The organism is Fibrobacter sp. UWH4 (genome assembly GCF_900142475.1).
In the GTDB taxonomy this organism is placed as follows: domain Bacteria; phylum Fibrobacterota; class Fibrobacteria; order Fibrobacterales; family Fibrobacteraceae; genus Fibrobacter.
Window position 1 is genome coordinate 398,759 of the sequence record NZ_FRAY01000004.1, and the last position, 18,276, is coordinate 417,034.

At 53.3% G+C, this 18,276-nt stretch carries 19 protein-coding genes and 2 tRNA genes; 5 read left to right on the plus strand and 16 right to left on the minus strand.

The window, feature by feature from the left end; all coding sequences use genetic code 11:
- Positions 1-4 precede the first annotated feature (4 nt).
- From BUA93_RS09665 to BUA93_RS09675, 3 genes are all read right to left on the minus strand, one after another.
- Positions 5-565 (minus strand): hypothetical protein, encoded by a 561-nt coding sequence (locus BUA93_RS09665; protein ID WP_139257936.1) that lies wholly within the window; start codon positions 563-565, stop codon positions 5-7.
- 114 nt (positions 566-679) lie between these two features.
- Positions 680-753, minus strand: a tRNA-Pro gene (locus BUA93_RS09670).
- Between the two features lie 363 nt (positions 754-1,116).
- Positions 1,117-1,189 (minus strand) — tRNA-Lys (locus BUA93_RS09675).
- 126 nt (positions 1,190-1,315) lie between these two features.
- On the opposite strand from BUA93_RS09675, the gene BUA93_RS09680 reads away from it, so the two are divergent.
- Positions 1,316-2,326 carry a PorV/PorQ family protein gene (locus BUA93_RS09680; RefSeq protein WP_072978937.1) on the plus strand — a complete coding sequence of 337 codons (1,011 nt, stop codon included), beginning with the start codon at positions 1,316-1,318 and terminating at the stop codon, positions 2,324-2,326.
- 9 nt (positions 2,327-2,335) lie between these two features.
- The gene (locus BUA93_RS09685) at positions 2,336-3,103 is read left to right on the plus strand and encodes a hypothetical protein (protein ID WP_072978938.1); all 768 of its coding nucleotides are present in this window, start codon (positions 2,336-2,338) and stop codon (positions 3,101-3,103) included.
- A 51-nt stretch (positions 3,104-3,154) separates the two neighbouring features.
- On the opposite strand, the gene BUA93_RS09690 is transcribed toward BUA93_RS09685, so the two are convergent.
- The 7 genes from BUA93_RS09690 to BUA93_RS09720 are packed head-to-tail and all read right to left on the minus strand — an operon-like array spanning position 3,155 to position 8,406.
- Positions 3,155-3,616 (minus strand): hypothetical protein, encoded by a 462-nt coding sequence (locus BUA93_RS09690; protein ID WP_072978939.1) that lies wholly within the window; start codon positions 3,614-3,616, stop codon positions 3,155-3,157.
- Complete coding sequence (nrfD, locus tag BUA93_RS09695) at positions 3,613-5,385, minus strand: NrfD/PsrC family molybdoenzyme membrane anchor subunit (RefSeq protein ID WP_072978940.1); 1,773 nt, start codon at positions 5,383-5,385, stop codon at positions 3,613-3,615. The genes BUA93_RS09690 and nrfD overlap by 4 nt, the downstream gene beginning before the upstream one ends.
- The gene (locus tag BUA93_RS09700; RefSeq protein ID WP_072978941.1) at positions 5,385-6,326 is read right to left on the minus strand and encodes a 4Fe-4S dicluster domain-containing protein; all 942 of its coding nucleotides are present in this window, start codon (positions 6,324-6,326) and stop codon (positions 5,385-5,387) included. The genes nrfD and BUA93_RS09700 overlap by 1 nt, the downstream gene beginning before the upstream one ends.
- Before the next feature lie 16 nt (positions 6,327-6,342).
- Complete coding sequence (locus BUA93_RS09705; protein WP_175547414.1) at positions 6,343-6,879, minus strand: cytochrome c3 family protein; 537 nt, start codon at positions 6,877-6,879, stop codon at positions 6,343-6,345.
- Between the two features lie 52 nt (positions 6,880-6,931).
- On the minus strand, positions 6,932-7,267 hold the full coding sequence (locus BUA93_RS09710; RefSeq protein ID WP_072978943.1) for a hypothetical protein: 336 nt from the start codon (positions 7,265-7,267) through the stop codon (positions 6,932-6,934).
- Between the two features lie 17 nt (positions 7,268-7,284).
- Positions 7,285-7,869: a hypothetical protein gene (locus tag BUA93_RS09715; RefSeq protein WP_072978944.1), complete on the minus strand. Its 585-nt coding sequence runs from the start codon at positions 7,867-7,869 to the stop codon at positions 7,285-7,287.
- Positions 7,870-7,881: 12 nt separating this feature from the next.
- On the minus strand, positions 7,882-8,406 hold the full coding sequence (locus BUA93_RS09720; protein ID WP_072978945.1) for a sulfurtransferase TusA family protein: 525 nt from the start codon (positions 8,404-8,406) through the stop codon (positions 7,882-7,884).
- 136 nt (positions 8,407-8,542) lie between these two features.
- Between BUA93_RS09720 and BUA93_RS09725 the strand changes: the two genes are divergently transcribed.
- The gene (locus BUA93_RS09725; RefSeq protein ID WP_254793931.1) at positions 8,543-10,102 is read left to right on the plus strand and encodes a glycosyltransferase; all 1,560 of its coding nucleotides are present in this window, start codon (positions 8,543-8,545) and stop codon (positions 10,100-10,102) included.
- Here BUA93_RS09725 and BUA93_RS09730 read toward each other — a convergent pair.
- From BUA93_RS09730 to BUA93_RS09750, 5 genes are all read right to left on the minus strand, one after another.
- The gene (locus BUA93_RS09730) at positions 10,092-10,352 is read right to left on the minus strand and encodes a PilW family protein (protein ID WP_072978946.1); all 261 of its coding nucleotides are present in this window, start codon (positions 10,350-10,352) and stop codon (positions 10,092-10,094) included. The two genes, BUA93_RS09725 and BUA93_RS09730, sit on opposite strands and share 11 nt — an antisense overlap.
- Entirely contained in the window at positions 10,334-10,666 is a 333-nt protein-coding gene (locus BUA93_RS09735) for a type II secretion system protein (protein WP_175547415.1), read from the minus strand. The genes BUA93_RS09730 and BUA93_RS09735 overlap by 19 nt, the downstream gene beginning before the upstream one ends.
- On the minus strand, positions 10,663-11,538 hold the full coding sequence (locus tag BUA93_RS09740; protein WP_139257940.1) for a hypothetical protein: 876 nt from the start codon (positions 11,536-11,538) through the stop codon (positions 10,663-10,665). The genes BUA93_RS09735 and BUA93_RS09740 overlap by 4 nt, the downstream gene beginning before the upstream one ends.
- 34 nt (positions 11,539-11,572) lie before the next feature.
- A complete protein-coding gene (locus tag BUA93_RS15955) occupies positions 11,573-12,022 on the minus strand; it encodes a hypothetical protein (protein ID WP_139257942.1) in 450 nt (149 codons plus the stop codon).
- A 653-nt stretch (positions 12,023-12,675) separates the two neighbouring features.
- Positions 12,676-14,418, minus strand: coding sequence for a type II and III secretion system protein (locus tag BUA93_RS09750; protein WP_254793932.1), 1,743 nt, complete (start codon positions 14,416-14,418; stop codon positions 12,676-12,678).
- A 314-nt stretch (positions 14,419-14,732) separates the two neighbouring features.
- Between BUA93_RS09750 and dapA the strand changes: the two genes are divergently transcribed.
- A complete protein-coding gene (gene dapA / locus BUA93_RS09755; protein ID WP_072978951.1) occupies positions 14,733-15,689 on the plus strand; it encodes a 4-hydroxy-tetrahydrodipicolinate synthase in 957 nt (318 codons plus the stop codon).
- 109 nt (positions 15,690-15,798) lie between these two features.
- Positions 15,799-16,485: a hypothetical protein gene (locus BUA93_RS09760; RefSeq protein ID WP_072978952.1), complete on the plus strand. Its 687-nt coding sequence runs from the start codon at positions 15,799-15,801 to the stop codon at positions 16,483-16,485.
- A 157-nt stretch (positions 16,486-16,642) separates the two neighbouring features.
- Here the strand turns inward: BUA93_RS09760 and BUA93_RS09765 are convergent, their stop codons facing one another.
- Complete coding sequence (locus BUA93_RS09765) at positions 16,643-18,127, minus strand: DUF1846 domain-containing protein (RefSeq protein ID WP_072979008.1); 1,485 nt, start codon at positions 18,125-18,127, stop codon at positions 16,643-16,645.
- Positions 18,128-18,276 lie beyond the last annotated feature (149 nt).

Consider the following 18,276-nt stretch of genomic DNA (forward strand, 5'->3'; position numbering starts at 1 on the left):
CGCCCTACTGGGTCAATTGTTGCTTGGCCAGTTCCGAACGGCGTTCGCCTTCTTCAACAGAGACTTTTTCTCCGTTCGCACACTTGTAACCGGACAAGCTGCCTTCAGCCTTGAAATTTGCCATTGAGCATTTTCCAAGTTGTTCTGCAACTCTATTATAAGCCCCGTTCACAAGATATTCTGCACACCCCTCATAAGCCGATGGCTGTGTCGGCGTTGTGCAATAGAGTTGTTCCGACTCAAAGAAACTACCATAGAACACGCCCTTGTTCAGAAGCATCGAGTCTGCACATTTATCATTACAGTCTGCCAACTTCTTTATTTCATCTGCAATGGTCTGCTCGCATGCATCGTAGCCCAGCCCAGACATCTTGTTCACATCAAAAATCGGGTTGCACATTAACGAATTATCTACTTCGGGCACGTCATCGTCTACGCCATAGGCACAAGCAATATGCTGAACGGCCCAAAATCCTGCAAAAACGCTGCACAAAAAGCGTTTCTTGTTGCCCCAAAAACAGGCAAAGATTCCAGCAAGCATTTTTCCAATAAATGTTCTCATCATGCGTTTAACATACAAATTAATTTGAAAATGGGATGTTTTTTGTCGAACTGGTCTGTTCAATCTGGCGCCTAAGATACAAGAAAAGCCCCCAAAAGGGGGCTTATCTTTCTTGTATCGGGGTAACCAGATTCGAACTGATGACATTCTGCTCCCAAAGCAGACGCTCTACCAGGCTGAGCTACACCCCGAGTGTGTGCAAATATAGCAAATTATTTTGACCTTTTGGAAAGTTATTTATAGTTTTTATTCGGTCCTGACGGACCGGGGTAACCAGATGGCCAAAATTCTCACTTCGTTTCGTATTTTGCCCTTCGGGCTTACTTGAACTTCGTTCAAGATAAGGCCTAGAATCGTCATGTTCGCTTCGCTCTCGACGATTCTAGTCGAACTGATGACATTCTGCTCCCCAATAAGACTGCAAAGTCCTACAGACTTCGCTCTCGCAACCACCCTCGGTTTACACCCGAGGGCGTGTTGGCTCACGACAGACGCTCTACCAGACTGCGTCTTAAAAAGAAAAACCGATTCTAGAAAATCTAGAACCGGTTTCCTGAGCTACGAAGGGCTCGAACCTTCGACCCACGCCTTAAAAGGGCGTTGCTCTACCAACTGAGCTAGTAGCCCGAACGCACCCAAATATATTAAACCTTTCGCCATTTGTAAAGGCGAAACTCGCCTTTACCTCAAAAAAACATCGCATTTTTCTGCACATTTCACATATCCGAACCACATTATTTGTAAATTTCAACCATGAATTTCAAACACTTTTTGACCTCGGCACTTGTGCTGCTCGCGATACCTGCAGCAAGCCACGCCTACTTTACCCAGGGCGACGCCGGACAAGAAGTTTTTTCCTTCATCAACACGTTCGACAGCCCCCGAAACGCAGCCCTCGAAAAATCCGCTGGCGCAGGTCTTTCAAACGACCCGACCATTACGCAGCTAAACCCGGCCGCCTTTGTCATGCCCGAGAACAAGGACCACGTGGCATCGGCTCACTGGCAAACGGGAGACATGGCCGACAACCAGGGAAGCCTGTTCTACACGGGACATTCCGGCAAATACATTTACCAAATTTCCTACAACTGGCTCTCCTACGGTACCATCGACGGCTATGACGAATATGGCGAGGCTACGGGCAAGGACTACGAACCTTTCAGCCAGTTGGCAACGGCGACCTTCGCCTTTCCGCTCAAGCATTTCCGGTTCGGCGCCACGCTTAAGTTCGCCGCAGACAAATTGACAGACGATTCCGGTGACCGTACAGCCCTAGGTGCCGCATTTGACTGGGGTATCGCCTGGCAAGCCGAGAGCAAACTTTACGGTTTCGCCTTCATGGCCCGCGACTTCGGCTGCCTGTTACGTGACTATGTCGACGATGGCGAAGACAAGTATTACCCGATGTCGCAAACATTTGCGATTTCGTCCTACTTCCGCCCCAAGCTTCTTCCCCGACTCACGGTCTTTGTTGACAGCGACTTTCCCCGCTACCAGGAAGCGTTCCTCAGTCTAGGTGGCGAATATGCCATCGGGCAGCATTTCTTTGCACGCGTCGGTTTCCAGCGCACCTGGCTTGACCTGACCCGCGACTTCAAGGAACTGTTCGCCTCCGAAGACCGCCCCGACGAGACCAACAATGCCCACATGCTGAGCGCAGGCCTCGGTTACGCCATGAATCTTTTCGCACTGGATTACAGTTTCTCGTACCTTGCCGAAGGAATGGGGCATGAACACCGGCTCGGTTTACGGCTGAATTTCTAGGCAGTCAAGATGCGTCAATTCGACGTTTTTGTTTTCGAAAAAGACTCTCCCCGCTTTGAGCAATGGAGCCCATCCTTTGAAGATCCGGCGCTCGGCTGGTTTCACGACTCCGACTGGAACCGCCCGTTGCATAACATTGATGCCGAGTGGGTCGTGTTCGCCCACCCCGCCGTTACGGTCGACCGCAACTTCCTGAACAACCTGGCTCAAGTCATCGAAGGGTTTCCGATGGTGGATGCCTTCGCACCCAGGGTAAAATTCAATGGGCATTTTTATGGTGGATTGCTGCTCAACAAGGGGAAAGAATTTGCAGCCATTTCAGAAAACGAGACAATGCGATTTGTCGCAGCACCGAATCCGACAATAGCCGTCTTTTCAAGCAGGATTATACAACGCACGGGGCTTTTTGACCTGGACCTGCCACCTGAATTCAGACTCCTGGATTACGCGCTTCGCATGGCACATGCGGGCGGCAAGATGTTCAACGTGCCGTACCTGGTAGCCGAAGCAAGCTCCGTCGACCTTTCATCCAAAGAACTCGTCAACGGCCAATTTTTAATTCAAAAGCAATCCGTCGTTCCGCTTTGGGAAATATTCTACAAGTCACTTCCCGTTTCAAGTCTCACGGGATTCACCTTACGCCACCCGACCCAATTATTCAAGTTCCTGGGACTCGACAAGGACAAGAAACACCGTCAGTTCAAGCGCGACAAGGCCACGGCACTGTCGAAACTCAATGCGGATTACCTGAAAGAAATATCCTCAAAAAATGTGTAATGAATAATGTGGAATGAAAAATAAATCACCACTCATTCCTCATCGCCCATTCTAAAAGAACACCCAGACCGCAATCCAGAACACCATCAGGCAAAATTCCATTTCCTTCGATATCTTGGAAAGGAACGTACTGCAAAGAGTCATGCCAAGAATTGCCAAGATTCGCATCCAGGCGATATCGAACCCACGATAAAAAAGCGCTATTCCACCAAAGAGTTCTATCCAGAGCCACAGCGCTTGCGCTAGCACCAGGTAACGCCTGCGATACAGTGCGAGCGACGTCGTCGAAAAGCAAAGGCTCAGTGCCATCATGCGGAACGGGTAATGTTCCAGCATCGGATCGGCGACGCGAGCATCGAACATTTCGCCGCCGAAATAGGTGAACACGCTGAACAGCAACAAGGAGCCTGCAAGTAGGGCTCCGTTGCGGTACGGCGAAGACCCTTTCTTCCATAAGAAAGAGGCGCAGCCAAGCGCAATCAGGCAGGCGAGCGCATTGACAAGCGGAATCATCTTGCTCCCTCCCCAGAATCACGTACCGCAAGCGACCGCATATAGTTTACCAAGCCGAATGCTTCGGCAGGAGTCAACCGGTTCGCATAAGCACTCATATTTACCCGGCCATTCAAAATAACCTTGACCAAGGAATCCGTTCCCAGGCTATCGAGTCTCTGCAAATTCAATTTCGGCGGAACCGGATAATATTCACGCACAAATTTTTCGTTGAACTTTCCGTCGGCACCATGACAGGTAGCACACCGGGCGTTCCACACCAAAGCCGATTGAACGAGGTCCACTGAGGCATTTTCATTGAGGCCAGCCGCATCAACCGAAGCACCCGAAGTTTCAGAGGCTCCCCCCGCAAAGAAAGTTCCCGCGCACGCACCCGCCAAAATCAGGATGGCAACCCCCAGGATTTTTTCTAGGCGGTGCAGCACAAGGGTCTTTTCGATAAAGTAAATCCGCACAAGCAACGTCATCACCGTCGCCAGGGCAATTACCGGATAAATCAGGGGCAGCACATTGGCTAACGAAAGTTCCACATTCGCAAAAGGGAACTGTCCCCAGGCCCAGACCACAAAAATCAACGCTACGGCAATCCCGACCAGCAGCGGAAACCGCAGAATACGGTATTCCTCGGAAGACCACGGCTGGATGTAAAACCCCTTCTTCGATTTTTCAACGCCAAGTCCTGAAGCGGCTTCGCGTTCAGCCTTCTCCGCTTCTTCCACTTTCGCCATATCGCTGCCATCGACTTCGCCAAAGTAAGCCCCTGTGTTTTCCGCATAGCGGTTCAGCAGGCGACGCACGCCGAAAAACAGCAGCATAAACCCGCCGACAGAAAAAGCGACGAGCCCCAAATCGACCCAGCCGAACGATGACGAAGTCCCATACTCCGGCGATACAAGGTAGAAGCGTTCAAGGAACAAGCCGAAAAGCACACTCACCGAAAGTGCGGCTCGTCCCCAACGGTTTTCACGGACGACCGATACCAGGCGAAGCTGAGGTAGAACACCCGCAAAAATAAAAGCCGAAGCAAAGAAAGTTCCCTTGAGCAAAAAATCCCAGAACCAGATGGCGCAGAGAATCCAGGAACAGATCAGCTGCAAGCGTTCCAGAAGACGCACGCGGTAACCTTCGGTACAAAGGAGCAAGTTCACGAGCGCAATTCCCGAGAAAATCGCCCCCGCAATAAAGTAAACCGGGAAAAAGGCGCCACGCCACTCGGGCACAAATGTCGTCGCAAAATCGAGACTCACCACCGTATGCACCCAGAGCACCAACGGGAAAAGGAGCCACGCCATGGGCTTGCGGTACTTATCCAGAGCAGGATTTGTCCGCGCCTTCAGGTGCACCCCAAAGAAAACCAGCGAAAGGACTGCATAGACGGCGATGCAGCAGAAATCCCAGACGAGCGGCGAGCCCACATTCGCAAAGTTTCCCCGCGCATCGAGAAATGGAGCCACCATATAGAAGTTTTGAAGATATCCCAGATGCATCAGCGGGAAAATTCCCGCAAACACGAGGCTTGCAAGTGTCGAAAGTTCCGCAATCAAGGCCGTGCGACGGTCCAACTTGACATCGAGCGCCAAGAATACGGCCGACAAGAGTGTCCCCGCATGGGCAAGCCCCACCCAGAATACAAACAAGCTAATCGGCGTACCCCAGAAGGTTCGCGAATCGAGCATCCACGCCGAAGGTCCTTCGTACAGCGAATAGCCCAAGGCACAAAGCCCCGGCAAAAACAGCGCAAGCCCCGCAAGCATCAGGTAACGGAACATCAGCGCCGCCCCCGCATAAACACGACGGATGGATCCAGGCCGGCGATTTCACGCGGTGCGTACAGGACGCGGTCCTTTGTCAACTGGACCAGCGGAGATTCTTCGTCGAGCCAGTTGCCAAAGATGATCGCACGCCTCTTGCAGGCGTCCGAGCATGCGGTGGTCACACCGCGACCGCGCCATTCCGTGGCGTTTCCCGCGGCATTTTCCGAAGCGTTCTTCACCGACGCCACCCCGATTCCTTCTGCGACCGAAAGTTGCGTCTTGAACTTCAGTCGGTCATTCTGCAGACGGTGCAGACAGAGGCTGCATTTTTCCATGACGCCCTTGTCACGGAGCGGGACTTCCTTGTTGAACTTGCGGGCAAGTCCCAGTTTCTGGGCGTCGTTAAAATTGAACTTGCGGGCCTGCACGGGGCAATTCGCCCCACAGAAGCGGCTCCCGGCACAACGCTTATACACCATTGCCGAAAGTCCATCGGGCGTATGGTTCGCCGCCCCCGTCGGGCACACGCGTTCGCAAGGAGCCTTACCGCAGTGGGCGCACATAAACGGTGCTCCGCTACGCATATCGACCCAGTGCATAAAACGTCCACGAGCCGCATCGTCTTCGGGGACCAAGGGCACATTGTTTTCCAGGTTGCACGCAAAAATACATTCGCCACAACCATCGCAAAGGTCCAGGTCTATTGCCATCCCGAACCGGTTCACCGGCGATGCCCCCGGAATACTCAAGGATCCCGGACGCGACACCTTCACCAAATCCAGTTGCTTTTTCGCCTGCGAAACCGCAAGCTTCACCTCATCCTCGAATTGCTTGAGAGTCGGACCATCGCCCAACCTCGCCACCTCGTCGAGTGGCAACTTGCGGCAGCCAAACAGTAACCCCATCACCGCCACCAGCGAGCAACTTTTAATGAATTCGCGACGATCCATTCCCATAAGATACCTTCACGCCTCAACGGTGGCAAGCGGCACAATAAGTCGCCGCCGGTTTAAAACCACGCTCCTTGAAGGTTTCCCCTCGATGGCACTTGATGCACGACTGCATGTCGAACTGTTCGCCGCCATAACGGTTCTGCCGGTAGCCCGTTCCATGGCAATCCGAGCAAGCGACTCCCGCCGCCGCATGGACCCCGTGATGAAACACGACATGGTCTGGCAAATGGCGCCTGTGCGACCAGGGCTTTTCAGACCGATCCGCCTGCATTTCTTCTTCGGCGAGCTTATCGTTCATCGGGAGCCGATGACAATCCATACAATCCGCCATCGAAGGCATATACGCATTCGCCGAGGCCCGAGCCCCTGTATGGCAGGCGGAGCAGTCCAGGCCTATCGAATCGCCGTGAATGGCGTGGTCAAAGGGAATCGAGGACATTCCCCGTTCAGGAACCGCCGGTTCCCCCATCAGAAAATCGGCGAGGAACATCGAAAATACAACCACAAAAAGGACGACCGCCCAACGGAACGGCCCCCCATTCAAAAGCCCAGGCATTTTAATGCCCGAAAACCTCATATCACCAAGAACAGAAATCCCTTAAAAGCGACTAGAGCAGTCCCTTCTTGGCCGATCGCATCAAGTTCCTGATTTGCTTGTTGTTCAGCTTGGGCACCTCGGCATCCTTCTGGGCACGGGACTTCGGGGCACAGTCTTCGCAAAGGTGTTTCGTCACCGTGCCAAAACTGGCGGCGCCGTTGCTCACGGACGTTTCCCTGAAACGGTAGGAGCGAAGCAGGGCTTCCTTCTTGCACTTGTCGCAAATACCCATCTTGGGAGCGGCGGCCTCGTGCGAACGTTCCTTCTTGGGAGCGTCGCTCGTTTCTTCCCAGGCCTTGCTCTGGGCTGCAATCTTGCGTGCGAAATGATCGTCTGTCAAACTCATATTTACCCTTCCTTTTTTTATTTCAATTCTTTCTTTATAAAGTCGTATAGGAACAGCGAGAGGAACGTGTTGCATATCGATGTCGGCAAGCCGTCGTCCGTATACAGGCTACGCCCGAACTTTCCTCTTTCCAACTGTTTTTCCTTGAAATCCGCCACATAGGCGGCAAAATCCATAATCCGGACACGCTTGTCATCCTGGGAGGCAAGTCCCCGGAGCAAATCGTTCAGGGCGACCACCTGCGAAGGGGCCTGCGGAAACATGTCCTCGGGAATCGTCAAGAAATGGACCGTCGCAAGCGTCTTGCTCAAGATTTCGTGAGCAAGGGCCTGGTACAGGGTAAATACCCCATTATAATCAGTTCCGCCCCGTTTCAGTTCCTTGAGTCCGAGCCCCAAGATAATCCGTCCCGCCTTCTTGCCAATAATGTCGGCCGAGGCGCGGTCCAAGAGCTGGCGCAAGCTCTGGGGCGCAGGTGCGTTGATCGAAAACTGTACAGGTCTGTTGGCTTCCCGACAAAGAAGAATTTCGGCAAAGCGGTTGGCAGCCTCGCCCTGTTCTCCGAGAAGTTCGTCGCCGATAATCAGAATCCTGTTTTCCATTACATATATAATCTACACTCTTGAAGGGCGTTTGACCACCGAAAGTAACCAAAAATTCTCTTTTTTTTGCCTTTTTTTGACAATATGGCCATCGGCGACTAGGGCTCCAGGCACATTCTCGATAGGAGATCCATCATCCAGGTAAATGTCGAGAGAAGCCCCTTCCGGAAGCCCCGCCATCACGAGACGACTCCGCATCGCATTATTTGGACACACGACGCCACGCAGGTCCAAGTGTTCCGGAAACGTTCCTTTTAAAGCCTTCGGCAAAGGGGCAATCTTTGTTTTTTCGCAAAAATCGGCAATTTCGGGGGCAAACCTCGCAGGCGAGTCCAACCAATTTCCGAGAGGATATTCCGGCATATCTGTCGCAAGAACTCGCGCGAGAGCCTCTTCCGGAGCCACCGCGACCAGATTTTCGCGACGGAACCATTCCGCACAGGCATACGAAACCAGTTTCCGGAGAGCGGCATCGAACCCAGGATTTCCCTTTTGGGCCTCGATCCACTTTTCTAGGGGACTTTTATCCTTATCCATAGCCGTTACCCAAGTTTATTTGATAAATTTTTGTGAAAACTCGGTTAACAATGTAGCAAACTTTGTGTAGGGTTTCTATATTTGGCCGCAAGTTCCGAAAAGGGGCAAAAAGTTTTTAAATAGGTTATACGGTTTTATGGCAATCAGTACAATCCTACTCGACATTATGTTCGTCGTCTACGTCATCGCAGGCATCGGACTGGTCATTTACGGTTTCAGCTGTTACTATAGCATCTATCTCTTCCTGAAGAATAGCCGCACCACGCGACTTTCCGACAGGAAAAAGATTCTGCAGTTCTATCGAGAACATTCCATGGACGACCTTCCGCAGGTCACCACCCAGTTGCCGGTCTTTAACGAAGCGAACTGCGTCGAGCGCCTGCTCGAAGCCGTGTGCGCCATCGACTACCCCAAGGACAAGCACGAGATCCAGGTGCTGGACGACTCCACCGACGAATGCTACGAAGTCGCCAAGAAGAAAGTCGCCGAACTCGCCGCCAAGGGTTACGACATCAAGCTCATTCACCGTACCAACCGTTCCGAATTCAAGGCTGGCGCCCTTAAAGAAGCCATGAAAGTGGCCAAGGGCGAATTCCTCGCGATTTTCGACGCCGACTTCGTCCCCGAGAAGGACTTCCTCCTCAAGACGATCCCCTACCTGGTGATGGACGATCAGATTGGTCTGGTCCAGGGTCGCTGGGGCCACTTGAACCGCACCGAATCCGGTCTTACGCTCGCACAGTCTATCGGTATTGACGGCCACTTCGTGGTGGAACAGTCTGCTCGCAGCTGGGGCAAGCTCTTCATGAACTTCAACGGCACCGCAGGCGTGTGGCGCAAGCAGGCCATCTATGGCGGTGGCGGCTGGGAAGGCGACACCCTGACCGAAGACATGGACCTTTCTTACCGCAGCCAGCTCGCCGGTTGGAAAATGAAGTTCGTGTTCGACGTGATCGTTCCGGCCGAACTCCCCAACGACATCAACGCCTTCAAGGCACAGCAGTTCCGCTGGGCAAAGGGTTCTATCCAGACGGCCATCAAGATTTTGCCGCGCGTGCTCAAGGCCCAGGTTCCACTCCGCGTAAAGATTGGCGCCATCCTCCACACGACGCACTACTCGATCCACCCCTGCATGTTGTTTACCGCCCTCTGTGCTTGGCCGCTGCTCGCCTTCTTTGAACCGGTCGCACACCTGCCGACCTGGGCCTACACTGTCGGTTTCAGCTTTATCTTCCTCGCCGCAATAGCTCCTTCTGTTCTTTACTTTGTGGCTCAGCGCTGCTCCGGCTACACCGGTTGGAAAATCCGCCTGCTCTCCCTCCCCATCCTCATGGCTCTCGGCGTAGGTATCGCAGTGAGCAACTCCCGCGCCGTGTTCTCTGCCGTAATCGGTGCCAAGGGCAGCTTTGTCCGCACCCCGAAGAGCGGCGGATCCAAGAAGAAGGCCAAGAGCCACTACGCCCAGAAGTTCCCGTGGCAGGCCGTTGTTGAACTGGGTGTCGGCGTCTACTGCATTTTCGGTCTTCTGGAATACATCGGTGCGCAGAAGTTCATTATCGGACCGTTCCTCGCCCTCTATTCTGTCGGATTCCTCTCGGTGAGCGTGCTTAGCTTTATGCACTACATCGGCAACCTCATCGAAATGCACAAGGCCCGCGCCGCAGAAAAGGCTGCAGAAAAGAAGGCTAACGCCTAAGGCAAGGCCCCGATTCATACGGATTTATCCGCCGCAGTTCCTCGAGGATTGCGGCGGTTTCTTTTTGGTAGCCGCCGTACAGTTGCAGATAGAGCCTGTAATAGCCCGAATAGACGCCTAGCGCTCCAATCGAGATGACAGAAGCCGCCACGACGGCCACCAAAAGTTCAGCCAGCGTAAAACCGCGATTTGTCAGATTTTTCGCGGGGTACAGCGGATTTTTTGACGGTTTTAGCGGATTTTTTCGCACCGGACAAGCCTCCGCAGTTCAACCTCCCGCATTTTCACCGAAAATACCTCGACCCATGCCAGTGGCTTTACCCCGGGAACCGCATTTAGGACAACATTCACCTCGTTACGGACAAAAGAGGAATCCTTGCAGCGAGGAGGTTTTAGGACAAGTTCTTCTACGGTTTCACCCACGGCGACAACAGATTTCGCCTTAGCCCGCTCCAAGGCCCGCAAGCGATTGAACCCATCCAGGAAGCGCCCAAACACGAGTATGCCCGCCGAAAGTACGGCAAGGGCGATACAGATTTCCATCAAGGTAAAGCCTCTTTTCATTTCAAGCTCCATTCAAAAGGTTGCAACTGGCCTGAAATGAACGCGGGTATCAGCATCGAATCCGGCTCCGATCTTTCAGCATTTTCAAGCGACATCGCGAACGAAGGATACCGACGGCGTACCTTTCGCACCCCGTTCGGGAACAGCACCTCTCGGCGCGCCACGACAACGCCCGAGAAATCAAACCCCTGCGAAATTTCGACGCGTTCTTCGCTGAAGGCCTCTAGCCAGCGTACACGGACATTGCCTCGTAATGTAACCGGTCCCCGCGCATAGACCCGCAGCGTATCAAAGTTCACGCTCCCCCGCACTTCCGCGGAACCATCGACTCTAAAACGCCCCGACGAAGTATTCCCATCCAAATTCAGAGTCAAGTCACCTTCCTGCACCCAAAGCGACATGGGCTGCATCCGTCCCAAAAAGCGACGGTTTCCCGACTTGACTTTCAGGGCAAGCGGTGGCTTCGCCATCGTGATTTCGCGGATCAGTTCCCGGCGAAACCCCTCGTAAATTTCACGACGGCGTTCATAGGAATTCAGCAAGGAGCAAGCGCTATCGCAGGGGACGCCCGCCAAGATACGAATCCGCTTGTCGGCGCTACCCGAATTCGCAGATGACATAGGCGCCGACAAGACCGCCCAGGGGCCAAGACGCCCCCGTTCTACTTTAGGGAGCGCCCTGTTCCATGGCGGGCGCTCAAAGAAATCCGCCGGCAGCCCCGACAGGTTCGCAATCAGCGCCGATTCCGCATCGTAAATCCGTTGCTGTTCCTGCAACTGCCGAAGAGCAGCTCGCCGCACCCCACCCGGCATCTGCAAAAGGGACGTCAGCAGGAGTGTTACCGCCAGGAGAATCCCCAGCACGAGTGGCAAAACGGCCCCACGGCGCCTCAGTGCAAAAAAGCCCCTACCCATCGCCGACTCCACGCACGACCACTGAATCGCCACAGACAAGACGAACGCCGGCACGACCGATGTTTTCCACGGCAAAATCACCGAGAGAATCTCCCAGCGAAACGACACGAGATTCCGTCGCCACAGTAAACATCGCCAACTTTTCGCCAACCACCCCGTTCAAGCGGAATCCAGGCAACGAGCATTTTTTTCGAGCGACAGCCGATTCCACGACAAATGCTTTTTCGACTCTGCCCTTTTCTATCGGTTCCATTGATTTTGGCATCTCGGGAGTCAAAAGCAGTTCCACCGGGGCTGCCTCGACACAGTTTTCACACGACAAGGCCCCCTTTCCGCTGTACACCACCCCAAATTCATACAACAACGCCAAGCATAGGAGCGATACCGTTCCGAGGATTTTCCAGGGAATCTCCAAACGGAAATTTCGACGAATGCCTTGCAAATTCACCTCATTCCAGAGAAAACTCCGCGCCGACTTCTTGAAATTTCGCCTTTCAAATCGGGGCGGCAACTCAATTTCAGCAAAACGCCCTACTCGCGAAAAAAGTACATCCGTCTTCAGAAAACAACGGAACCGACACAAGTACGCCTCCATGGAAGTTCCTTCTCTGCCGATGTCGCATTCCTCAGACCAATACGCCAATCGCCCTTCGCAAAACACCAGCGAATAGAGGACGCCATCCACCAACGCATAGCACCAAAAATTGGCGTCACCGTTTTCCGTCATATTCCGACAAACAAATTCTTCCGCTGCGGAATACAATGCGATTTGACGCGGCAAAAGGCACCTCCGCTTCGAAAAAATCCAAAAGCGAACCGGAAATTTCCTGATTTTTGAAGCACCCATCGCTGTCGTTTCTACATTTTCCGCAGCCCTCACCACAACAAGGCACCGCGAAACGGTTTGATGCGATTCAACAAAAGAGACTAGCGGCAAGACGGCGAAGTTCCCCCCTTTCGATTTCAAATGCCAACTGTTTTCGGGAAACTCCCGCGCAAACGCAATTTCCGCATCCTGCGACGAAACACACTCGCCATATTCCGCCGGGCAATCCCACGTAAAAATTCTTGCTTCTACTGGATGCACTCGCAACATCATTGCCCCTCCTTTTCTACATGCGGCGTAATGAATATCGCCAATTCATTTTCTTCTTCCTGTTCCGAAGTGTAACTGAACAACCGTCCAAGCAGCGGGATACTTCCCAGGAACGGCACCGCCGAACGCACCTCGGACTTGCTCTTGCGAATAAGGCCTCCCAGACAAAGCGTTTCGCCGTTTTCCAACACCACGACCGTCTTCAGGTTCCGCGTACTGATGTCACGGGGGCCGTCACCGGAGCTGCGGCCCGCCGTTTTGATTTCAGGCGATACTTCCAGAGTGATGCGTCCATCTTGCGTCACTGACGGCGTGAGTTCCAGCGAGATGCCGTCGTTGAACGAACGGTAATCCGTAATCGGGTAACCATCGGCAGAAACCTGGCTGACTAGATAGTAGACAGTATTCGTCACATTGAGTTCCGCCTTGTTGCCGTTGAGAGTCGTAAGGCGAGGACGTGCCAAGACTTCGGCTACATTATTTTCTTCCATCGAGGCAAGTTCCATTTCGAACCGATCGGGCAGCAAGCCGATTTTCCCGAACGCACCCGACACGGAGAAATCCTTACTCATAAAATCAAGATAACCGCGCGCCCCGATATCCCGCTCGGCCGTTTTCCGCGTCGCGCCACTATGAAGACCGATTTCGAAACCGCGCCCCCGTTTGAATTCCACCACGATACACGAAAGAGTCACCTGCATCGCGGGGAGGTCCACTTGTTTCAGCAAATCGACCGCCATTTGGATTTCGGAAAGCGAACCCGCCAAAAGCAGGGCGTTCTGTTCCTTGACTTCCGTCGAAATAAAGTTCGCACTCGGCGAGATCTTCCCCAGATGAGCCAGCGCACGCTCCGAGTGGATATGGCGCAACGGATAAAAGCGCGTCGTAGAAAGGGCGTTGCGCATCCCTCCTTCGGATACATACAAAGTATTGCTATCAAGTACATAGCTGTAGCGACGCCCCCTGAAAAGCGACTCCACCAAATCTTCGAGAGTCGCCCCGTCAAACTTGAGGCGAACCGTTTCGTGAACGTCCCCGTAGACCGCCAAGTTGAGCCCCGAAAGATCCGCCAGTTCGTCAAGCACCTGCAAGAGTTCCCCTTCTGCGATTTCCGCCGAATACAAGTCGCCGTCGCGTTCCAGGCGAATGTTACCTGACGGACTTCCGCCACGGTCATTCGCCCCGGCTTTCGCGCTCTGACGGCGCTTTTCTCCGACGCGTAGGCATTCCCCTTCGCGCCACACGCGAAAGCCGTGCGCCCCCATCAGGGCGCGGAACGCCCCTTCCGCAGGCATTCCCCTGAGAGTTCCCGTAATGCGCCCCTCAAGCCCCGGCGATGCCAAAATGTTCAGCCCCGAATTCAGCGCAAACTCACGCACGAACTCGTTCACCTCCTGCCCCTTGACCGAAAGCGTCACCAGCGAATCCTGCATACGGAATTCCGACTCGCCGCGCGCCCGTGCCCGCCGCACATGGAAAACAGAGCCTTCCTGCACAACCTCTAGGCCGTGCGCCGAACAAAGGGCCGTAAGTCCCTCCATGACGCCCACCCCGTCCAAATGGAACGTCACCCTGAAATTGAGCGAATCATCCACCAGCATCGGCGTATCGTAAGCGCGCGACATCGCCCGTACGACATCCGCCAAGGGCGTATCAACAAAATCAAGAGTCGCACCCCTCAAGTACGAAAGCGGGAGCAACAAGTAAACGAGGATTTTAAGGAATCCCAAAGATCTGGACAAAAGTCTCTCGGGATAGGCAATGACCCTGCCGCGGGATATACCAATAACCGCCACTTTGGCGGATATTCGCAATATACAAAAATTTTCCGGTTAAGGCAAACGATTTTTTTCAAACAAATTCCATACATCTATCATCACGAACAACGAAACAGGTCTGTCAATACCCCAATTTTGTAACATTGTACTTGGATGTAAAGCCATGCATTTTTTTTGTGTTCGTAAATGTAAAAGAAGTCATCGCAAGCGGCAATCCGAGGGTATTTTCCAAGTTCTAAGTTCTAAGCTCTAAATTCTAATACTATATTTTAGTCACTATGCAGATTACTAACGCTTCTCAACTTACTGGTGTTTTCCCCGCGTTGTTCACCCCGCTCAAGAACGACGATCCCAAGAACCTTCGCAACTCCATCGACTACAAGAAGATGGGCCAGATGATCGACGACGTGATCGCTAACGGCGCAAGTGGCGTGCTCCCTGCCGTGACCACGGGTCAGAGTGCGACGGTTTCTCCGCAGCAGCACCTGGATGTTATCAAGTTTACGCTCGACTATGTGGACGGCCGCGTGCCCGTGATTGCCGGTGCCGGTTCCAACTGCACTCGCGAATCGATCGAAATGATCGAAAACGTTCAGAAGATTGCCCCGGTGGCAGTCCTCTGCGTTACTGGTTACTACAACAATCCGCCGCAGGAAGGCCTCCTGAAGCACTACCGCACGCTCAGCAGCGAGACGGGCGCCAAGATCGTGATTTACAACGTTCCGGGCCGCACCTCCAGCTACGTGCACCCCGACACCTTGATTGAACTTGCCGAAGACAAGAACATCATTGGTCTGAAGCAGGCAGTTGAATTCGGCTTTGGCGAAAAGTTCCACGAAGACACGATGCGCGTGATCAAGGAAACGAAGGGCAAGGACTTCGCCGTCATGAGCGGTGAAGACGGTCTCTTCGCGGACCTCCTCGAAATGGGCGGCACGGGCCTCATCAGCGCTTCGGGCAACATCCCCGAAGCCACGAAGACCTTCGTGGACCTGTACAAGGCTTTCCAGACCGGCGACAAGGACAAGGCTCACAACCTGCAGAAGGACGCCCGCGACTTTATCGACATCACGTTCTGCCGCAAGAATCCGATTCCGCTGGGCACGCTGTTCAACAGCCCGCTGTTCCAGCCGCTCGTGAGCGTGAAGGATACCGCAAACGGTGCAGACGCCGTGGCCCGCATCATGAAGTTGATTGAAGAAAAGGCCCCGAGCCTGAAGAAGTACCACGTTTAGTAAACAGTGGGCAGTGGTTAGTAAACAGGATTAGTATGGTGGCTTCGACGCGATTATAATCCTAACCACTAATCACCAACCACTAATCACTTTTTTACTGGAGAATCCAATGGCAAAGACTCAGAAATCCATCAGTGACGAAATCTGCGACTACCTCAAGAAGCAGAAGCTCTCCCCCATTCCCGTTCAGACCTTGAACGAAGACATGGAAACCACCCGCTACTTCGGTGGCGACCTCAAGGAATTCATTGCAGCCGCCAAGACTCTCGGCGCCAAGGGAATCTTTGTTGAAACCTTGTACCTCGAAGAAGACGAATTCTACTACGACAGCGGCATGGACGACGAAGAATACATGGCCCTGTACGGCGACGAAGAATGCTGCAACGGCGAGTGCAAGTGCGGCAAATGCGACGACAAGAAGAGCAAGAAGAAGGCAAAGGATGACGATTCCGACGTCGACGGCGTTTACTTTGAACCCGAAGACCTCGACGGTCTCGACCTCACGCTCCTCAAGCCCCAGATGGCCAAGTACCTCGACCGCGTAGGTGAAGCCTGCGGCGCACGCCTCACCGTTCCGGGCGTTGACCACCTCGAAGTGGAAATCTTCGCTGACTGGTACGACGACTTCGCCGAACTCGTAGACGAAGCCTCCGAAGCAATCGAAATCGACCCGACCGACGCACTCCGCCAGGCTCAGGCCATCTTCGAAGCTGAAGAAGCGGAACTCGCCAAGGAAGAAGACAAGAGCGTCAAGAAGATCGCTGCTCATCCGCCTAAAAAGACCAAGAAGAAGTAATTCTTCAAACGAAGTATTTGCATATAAGTTAAAAAGTCGCGACATTGTCGCGACTTTTTCATTTTGATCTAGATTCTGCGGTTTCGCTCAGGATGACGGTTCGGCCCTTCGGCAGGCTCAGGGACCTTCACGGACGAGACTAGAATGACATTCTAGCTTAGCCGTGGTACAGCTTGCTGGTTTGGTATGTAGGTTCCGTGGTGAGATTCACACCCAAGCGGCGGAACACGCCTACGTCGACCTGAGAAAGAATCACGCTGGAGTGCACTTCGCAGTGGCGGAGTTCCGGCAACTTTTCAAGTGCAATCTTCGCGTTGTAATCCGTGAGGGCGCAAACAGAAAGCGCGACCAGGACTTCGTCCATGTGCAGGCGCGGGTTCTTGTGGCCGAGCTGCTTGGTCTTCAGGTTCTGAATCGGTTCGATCACCATCGGCGAAAGCAGACGCACTTCGTCGGGGATTCCGGCCAAGTGCTTAAGGGAATCCAGAAGCATTGCAGAAGAGGCGCCGAGCAGCGAAGACGTCTTGCCCGTAATAATGGCACCGTCGTTCAGCTGAATCGCCACCGCCGGACCACTTGTCAATTCCGCCTTTTCGACAGCGGCAGCAATCACGGGGCGGTTTGCAGTGCTGATCTGGGCCTGTTCCATAATCAGTTCCTGCTTATAAACTTGGTCCTTGTCGGCATTGCCCTTACGCACGTCGCAAAGCGTGTTGTAGTAACGGCGAATGATTTCCTGACGGGCGGCTTCGCAGACAGCATCATCATCGACAATGCAGTTGCCAGCCATGTTCACGCCCATGTCCGTCGGGCTCTTGTACGGAGATTCCCCGAGAATGCGGGTAAACAGGGCGTTGAGCACCGGGAAGATTTCCACGTCGCGGTTGTAGTTGATGGTCGTCTTGCCGTAAGCTTCCAGGTGAAACGGGTCGATCATGTTCACGTCGTTCAAGTCGGCCGTCGCGGCTTCATACGCGAGGTTCACCGGATGCTTGAGAGGAATGTTCCAAATCGGGAAGGTCTCGAACTTGGCGTACCCCGCCTTAATTCCACGCTTGTTTTCATGGTAAATCTGCGAAAGGCACACAGCCATCTTTCCACTTCCCGGGCCCGGTGCGGTCACCACCACGAGTTCGCGGGTGGTTTCAACAAATTCATTCTTACCGTAACCATCGTCGCTCACCACCAGCGGAATGTTGCTCGGATAACCCGCAATCGGGTAATGGCGATAAACCTTGAGGCCAAGATCTTCAAGCTTCTTCTGATAGGCAACAGCACTCGGCTGTTCCTGCCAGCGGGTCAGCACCACGGAACTCACGTACAGACCATAGCCACGGAAAGCGTCAATCAGGCGCAACACATCCTGGTCATAGGTAATGCCCAAGTCGCCGCGAACCTTGTTCTTTTCGATGTCACCCGCGTTAATCGCGATAATGACTTCGGCCTTGTCCTTGAGCTTTTCAAGCATGCGGATTTTACTGTCGGGCGCAAAGCCAGGCAACACGCGGGATGCGTGATGATCATCGAACAGTTTTCCACCAAATTCCAGATAAAGTTTTCCACCGAACTTCGCAATGCGCTCGGCAATTTTCTCGGACTGCGTCCTCAGGTACGCGTCGTTATCAAACCCTACTTTAAACATCTTTTTGTCCATCTAAAAAATATCTGCACAAAAATAAAAAAAAGAAAGATCCTCACTTGTGCGAGGATGTCGATTTAATGGAGATGCCCGCAGGAGTTTTCCCCGCACTTGATGCAGGGTGGGTACAAAAGGCTCCAAACAGTCACTTT